Raw genomic sequence first — 1,802 nt, forward strand, 5'->3', positions numbered from 1 at the left:
GTCGGTCGTGATCTGTCTACCGCCATGGAGCGTTTGTCAACTGGCAAGCGCATCAACTCAGCCAAAGATGATGCGGCAGGTTTGTCCATCAGCAACCGCATGACGTCGCAAATTCGCGGCCTGAACATGGCGATCAAAAACGCCAACGATGGCATCTCGTTGATGCAAACGGCTGAAGGTGCATTGGATGAAGTGACTTCTTCTTTGCAACGCATGCGTGAACTCGCTGTGCAAGCAGCCAACGGCACCAACAACGCCCAAGACCGCGCTGCATTGGATGCAGAGGTTCAACAGCTCAAGTCTGAAATCGACCGTACGGCCAAGACCACCCAATTCAACAGCATCAACCTGTTGGACGGTTCGTTCCAGAACAAAGTGCTTCAAATCGGCGACAAAGCCAATCAATCACTCAAAGTTGGCATTGCCAGCTCCAAAGTGTCTGACCTCGGTTTGGGCACCAGCGCCTCATCTGGCAATACCTTCATCGGGGGTCGCCTGGGATTCTCCAACACCGCCTCTACCATCTCCAGCTCTTTCGCCAGTGGTGGCAGCTTGAGCTTGGTGATCAACGGCACCATCATCTCGAAGATCAAGTCCGACACCAGCGGCGCCAACAACACGGTGCTCGACATCAACGACATCACCACCGCCATCAACAACTCACGTGCCGGTGTCACCGCCAGCGCCTTCAACGAAGCTACTGCCGCTGTGGCGGGTAACGGTGTGATTGCGTCCACCGCAGCTTTGACCATCACGGTGACATCCATCGATGACGCGGCTTCTTTGGCGATCAAAATCTCCAACACCAACAACATGCAAGAGGTGGTGGACAAGATCAACGCACAAGGCGGCGCAGCCACAGTGCAAGCGCGTATCAACGACGAAGGCAAACTGGTGTTGTTCAACAACTCTGGCGCCAAGTTGACCATCACGGACACCATCGGTGGCACCACCACGGGCTCTAACTTGGCCGTGGGTTTCCACAGCGGCGATGTGTTCCAAGGCATGTTGAAGCTTGAGTCACAAACCGACGCGCCAGTGAAAGTTGGCACGCTCAGCAACGCTGGCACGGTGTCGGCAACGGTGACCAACGCAGCCTTGAAAACGCTGGGTTTGGTGGCGACTTATGGCATGCGCAGCGGTGACTTGGCCACCACGTCGCCAGGCTACTCGACCGAGAAGTTTGTCGATGCCTACACCTACGAAGGAGCTGGCATCACAGCTTCGACCACCGAGTGGGTGGCCGGTGAGGTCAAGATCAACGGTGTCGACATTTACCGCTCCGGCGAGCAAACCGACAGCACCTCGAAGAAAGTGCAACTGATCAACTCGTTCGCCGACCAAACCGGTGTGTTTGCTGAGAAAGTGTCCAACTCGGACGGTGCCACCATCATCCGATTGAACTCGGTCAACAACCACCCCATCAGCGTCGACCTGGGCAATGACACCTTGGGAACCTACGGCGGTTACACCTCGCACGGTTTGCGTGAAGTCAACGTGGGCGACGCCTACTACGACACCACCAAGCCTACGTTGGGCAACAGCGGTGGTTCGTCGATGACGGGTTTGAACGTGTTGTCAGCCGCTTCGGCCGCCGATGCCATGAAGGCGATTGACAACGCCATCGAGCAAGTCAGCCAGTCGCGTGCGCAGTTGGGTGCTTACCAAAACCGCCTGAATGCCACGGTCAACAACCTGAGCAACGTGGTGACCAACACCGAGGCGTCCAGAAGCCGCATCATGGATACGGACTACTCGAAAGAGACCACGGCTTTGGCCAAGAGCCAGATCATTCAGCAAGC

Annotated in this window: 1 protein-coding gene; it reads left to right on the forward strand. The window is 56.4% G+C overall.

The window, feature by feature from the left end:
• Positions 1-24 precede the first annotated feature (24 nt).
• Positions 25-1,802, forward strand: a 1,778-nt coding sequence (locus ACKWJN_RS10750; protein WP_408596764.1) for a flagellin, incomplete at its 3' end; no start/stop codon positions are given.

The sequence above is a fragment of the Limnohabitans sp. genome (genome assembly GCF_046052825.1).
Lineage (GTDB): Bacteria > Pseudomonadota > Gammaproteobacteria > Burkholderiales > Burkholderiaceae_C > Limnohabitans.